The sequence below is a fragment of the uncultured Thiocystis sp. genome, from assembly GCF_903866365.1.
Classification (GTDB): Bacteria; Pseudomonadota; Gammaproteobacteria; order Chromatiales; family Chromatiaceae; genus Chromatium.
The window spans coordinates 1-4,290 of record NZ_CAIPNF010000382.1 but is presented as its reverse complement, the minus strand read 5'-3'; the positions used below and the strand labels follow the sequence as shown (position 1 = coordinate 4,290).

Genomic DNA, 4,290 nt, shown 5'->3' with positions numbered 1-4,290 from the left:
CCTGAAGGACTGGTGCCGCTCGCGACTCGGCCGCCACGAGCTGCCCCGGCGCATCGAACTTGTCGATGCGCTGCCGAAGAACGCCGCTGGCAAGATCCTCAAGCGCGAGTTGCGCCGCACGGGCGAGCACGAGCGCGGGGTTCCACCACGGGCGGCGTGACGACGCACGCGCGTCATACCGAAGACGGAAGGCGCACCGCGCCGATCAAAGCGGTCAATGACGAACAGCGCCGGTGACGGCCCTGATCAGAAGGTCGCGTTGTTCCAGCCGCACAGATGCCGTTCGGTTCTCGCGAGCAGCGTATTCAGCCATTGCTCGTCCGCGCGCCCAGGCCGCTGGTCGGCGGTGGTCCAGGTCTCCAGTTCGGTGAACGCCGGTACCCCCACCCGCAGCACCGCGAGGCCCGTCTCGACCAGCCACCGCCCGCCGTGCTTGCGCCCGCGGCGGCCGTATTTGAACGAGGCGTACAGAGCCCCGCGCGGTTTGAGGGGCATCGCCAAGCGATCCAGCGCCGCTGGCAGTTCCGTCAGCGGCACATGCAGCAGGCTGGCACAGGCGCAGATGCCGTCAACCTCACAGTGCCAGTCGATGTTTTGAAAGCGCCGTGCCTGGACCGGCAGACCGCCATGCGCGGAGGCGCGCGCGGCCAGGGTCGGAGAGGCATCGAAGGCGGTGACGGCGTAACCACGCGCGAGAAAGGCTCGGGCATCGCGTCCGGACCCGCAACCGGCATCAAGGCGGAGAGCGCCCGTGGGCAGATGGACGAGGAAGCGCGCGTACAATGGAGCGAGATCGACGGTTGCGGTGTCCGCGAAGAAGGCGGCGGCATGGTCCTCGTAATAGGTTGAGGTTGGGCAGGTTCGATGGGGCATACTGGACTTCAATGAACACAGACGACGCCGATGCCCAATCATATTGACGTTTCATCTGCCAAGCCGAAGCCTTCCGAGTCGTCCATGCCTCCGTTCCTCGTCTATCTCCACGGTCTCAACAGTTCCAGTCAGTCCAGCAAGGCCACGGTGCTCCGGGAGCGTCTGGCCCCCTACCCGGTCCTAGCTGTCGATTATCCGGCCCACCGACCGGACGAGGCGATCCGGCGTCTGTCGCACTTTTTCTCGGAGCTGGGCGAAGTTTGCCCGGCCGTGATCGGCAGTTCGATGGGTGGCTTCTACGGTCAATCTCTGGCCAGACGCTTTCGCTTTTCGCATCTTTATCTGGTCAACCCGGCGCTCACCCCATGGGTCTTCCTGGGCAAGCATCTGGGCGAGACCATGACCACGCAAGCCGGCGAGCGGTATCTCATTACCCAAGCCCTCTGTGATAGCACCCGCGCCTATGCGCTCGCCGATCCCTGCGACGGCCAACCGACCACGGTCTTTCTGGACCGAGGCGACGAGGTCATCGACTACCGGATCGCCGAGCGGATCCATGCCGAGTGTGGCCGCCTCTTGATCTGGGACGGCGGCGATCACGCGTTCGCGCACCTGGAAACCGCCATCGAGATCATCCGCGATCAGTTGGAAAGCCTTCGCTGATCGCGCGGCACATCATCGATCCGGTCATCAAACGACCGGCTTTCTCCGTTGGTGCAGCCATCCCCACCTTTGGAAGACGAATAACCGAAGAAACCTCAGTTCATGCTGGCAAGTTCGATGGGGCATACTGGGCGCTGGAGCAAAAAGGTGAGCAGAGCAAACGATGCAGAGACCAACAGCACGAATCGCCGGTGCGTTTTTATGTGCGATGAGCCTTTCAAGCGCGGTCGCGGCCTTGGATTGCGGAAATCCTCAAACACAAACCGATATGAATACCTGCGCGTCACTGGAACTCGACCGCGAAACGAAGAAGATCAATCTGACCTATAACCAGTTCAGGTCGACGCTCAACCCGACGCAGAAGCAAAAAATCAAGGAGGTCCAGTTGGCCTGGATCAAGTTCAAGGATTTGGCGTGTCAATTCGAGGCGTCCAGCCTGGAAGGCGGCTCCGCTGATGCCATGGTGCTGAATGGTTGTCTCGCCGAGAAAACCCGACAACGGCACCAGGAACTGCGCGCGTTAAAGGATTGCGAAGAGGGCGATTTGAGCTGCCCCGCATGGTAAAAGCGTCAACCTCCGACCGCACCGCCTTCCGGGTGCTGGGCGCCATCAGTTTTGCCCATTTCCTCAACGACACCTTGCAGTCGTTGATGGTCGCGATCTACCCCCTGTTCAAGGCCGGATTCCATCTCAGCTTTGCCCAGATTGGCTTGATCACCCTGGCCTTTCAGTTGACCGCCTCGCTGCTGCAACCCTTGGTGGGCCTCTACACCGATCGCCATCCCAAGCCCTTTTCGCTGGCCGTGGGCATGGGGTTTACCCTGCTGGGCTTGCTGGCGCTGTCGCTGGCCTCCAGCTTCTCGATGCTGCTGATGGCCGCCGCGATGGTGGGGACCGGCTCGGCGGTCTTCCATCCCGAAGCCTCGCGGATCGCCCGCATGGCCTCGGGCGGGCGGCACGGTCTGGCGCAGTCCATTTTCCAGGTCGGCGGCAACACCGGCGCGGCCATCGGTCCGCTGCTCGCGGCCTGGATCGTCCTGCCCCAGGGTCAGCGCAGCCTTGCCCTGTTCGCCCTGCTTGCACTGGTCGCCATGATCGTGCTGACGGGCGTCGGCGTCTGGTCTCGACGTCAGCACCGGCAACCGAAGCCGGCGGCGGCGCCCGCCGGGCGCGCACTCCCCAAGGGTCGGGTAAAAGCCACGCTGGCGGTCCTTCTGGCGCTGATGTTCTCCAAGTTTTTCTACCTGGCCAGCATCAGCAGCTATCTGATTTTCTATCTGATGCAGCGCTACGCCATCGACACCCAGGAGGCGCAGTATCACCTGTTCTATTTTCTCTTCGCGGTCGCGGCGGGCACCCTGTTCGGCGGTCCGCTCGGGGATCGCATCGGTCGGCGGGCGGTGATCTGGGTCTCGATCCTCGGCGTCGCGCCCTTCACCCTGGCGCTGCCCTACGTGGGGCTTGGCACGTCGGCGGTCTTGACGGTCATCATCGGCTTCCTGCTCGCATCGGCCTTTCCGGCCATCGTGGTCTACGCCCAGGAACTGCTCCCCGGTCGGGTCGGGATGGTCTCCGGGCTCTTTTTCGGATTCGCCTTCGGTCTGGCCGGGATCGGTGCCGCGGTGCTCGGACAGGTGGCGGATCGGTGGGGGATCGAGACGGTCTATCAGGTCTGCGCCTTCCTGCCGTTGCTCGGATTGTTGGCGGTCCTGCTGCCGGATCTACGGGAGCGCGAGGGTGTGGCTGGCGCGCTGGCGTCCGCGCGCGCGTGACGCTTGGGACGGCGAGGCGGCGCGCACGATGACATCGCCACGCTCCCGGGTCGGAATCCGATCCGGATCAGCCCAGCTCGAAGCTGCTGATGCCATAGGTCCGCGCCGATGCCAACGCAGGAGCGGGACCGGCGTACATGCGGACCGTCGCCATGGCGCTCGGCGAGGGCGAGGGCGAGGGCGGCGGGATTGGAGGCGGGCGTGTCGAGGAACACCGGGGCGCTGGCCGGCAACCGAGCGCACAGCGCACCGAAGAGGGCTTCGGCCGCGTCCGGCGTGTCCGCGAAGAGCGGGCCGATCTTGTAGCCCTCGCGGCAGGCGCGCCGCACGCCATAGCCGAGGAGATGGTCGCCGTGCCGCAGGCCGAGCGCGAGGGTCTGGGGTTGCGCGATCCAGCGTTGCAGGAAGGCGTAACGCTCGGTCGGAAAGAAAGCGCGGTCATCGGCGGCCAGCGACGCGAAGGACCAGGCGGTTAGCGGGATCGTGCGCGTCCCATCGGCAGGCTCGGGAGCCGGCGCGGGCTGGCCCTGCCCTTGGTAGCGGACATGACGATCGGCGAGTTGGAAGCCGCTGCGACGGTAGTTGTCCTGTTGCGCCAGAACGCCATCGAGTCCGATGGTGCGGCCCGCCAGGCGCGCCATGGCGGCCTGCCAGATGGCCCAGCCATACCCCTGTCCGCGCCGTTCCGGACGGACCAGATAGAAGCCCAGGAAGCCGAACGTCGTCCCATCGCGCACCGCCGAGATCATGGCGACCGGCTCGTCTTCGAGCAAACCGATCAGGAAACCCTCGGGGTCGGCGGCCAGGAAGGGCGCGGCATCGTACAGCCCAGGGTTCCAACCTTCGGCGGCGGCCCAATCGAGCGCGAGGCCGATCTCGTCGGGGGTCATGGTGCGAATCGTCAAGGACACTTGGGCGGCTCTCCTGTGTGGATGGTTGCGCTCCGGTTCCGGCGCATGGGTTACTCCACCCCCTTCGCCT

The 4,290-nt window shown here is 65.0% G+C and carries 6 protein-coding genes; 4 read left to right on the top strand and 2 right to left on the bottom strand.

Translation table 11 applies throughout. The features are described from left to right. Position 1 precedes the first annotated feature (1 nt). On the top strand, positions 2 to 160 hold the full coding sequence (locus QZY07_RS21295; RefSeq protein WP_295407099.1) for a hypothetical protein: 159 nt from the start codon (positions 2 to 4) through the stop codon (positions 158 to 160). 86 nt (positions 161 to 246) lie between these two features. Here QZY07_RS21295 and QZY07_RS21290 read toward each other — a convergent pair whose 3' ends face one another. Then, complete coding sequence (locus QZY07_RS21290) at positions 247 to 873, bottom strand: class I SAM-dependent methyltransferase (RefSeq protein WP_295407096.1); 627 nt, start codon at positions 871 to 873, stop codon at positions 247 to 249. A gap of 84 nt (positions 874 to 957) precedes the next feature. Between QZY07_RS21290 and QZY07_RS21285 the strand changes: the two genes are divergently transcribed. From QZY07_RS21285 to QZY07_RS21275, 3 genes are all read left to right on the top strand, one after another. Then, positions 958 to 1,536 carry a YqiA/YcfP family alpha/beta fold hydrolase gene (locus QZY07_RS21285; protein WP_295407093.1) on the top strand — a complete coding sequence of 193 codons (579 nt, stop codon included), beginning with the start codon at positions 958 to 960 and terminating at the stop codon, positions 1,534 to 1,536. Positions 1,537 to 1,699: 163 nt separating this feature from the next. Then, a complete protein-coding gene (locus tag QZY07_RS21280) occupies positions 1,700 to 2,101 on the top strand; it encodes a lysozyme inhibitor LprI family protein (protein ID WP_295407089.1) in 402 nt (133 codons plus the stop codon). After that, positions 2,095 to 3,309: an MFS transporter gene (locus QZY07_RS21275; protein WP_295407086.1), complete on the top strand. Its 1,215-nt coding sequence runs from the start codon at positions 2,095 to 2,097 to the stop codon at positions 3,307 to 3,309. Before QZY07_RS21280 ends, QZY07_RS21275 begins: the two co-directional genes overlap by 7 nt. On the opposite strand, the gene QZY07_RS21270 is transcribed toward QZY07_RS21275, so the two are convergent. Continuing rightward, the coding region (locus tag QZY07_RS21270) for a GNAT family N-acetyltransferase (protein ID WP_295407082.1) at positions 3,204 to 4,290 on the bottom strand (1,087 nt) is incomplete at its 5' end. The genes QZY07_RS21275 and QZY07_RS21270 overlap by 106 nt on opposite strands.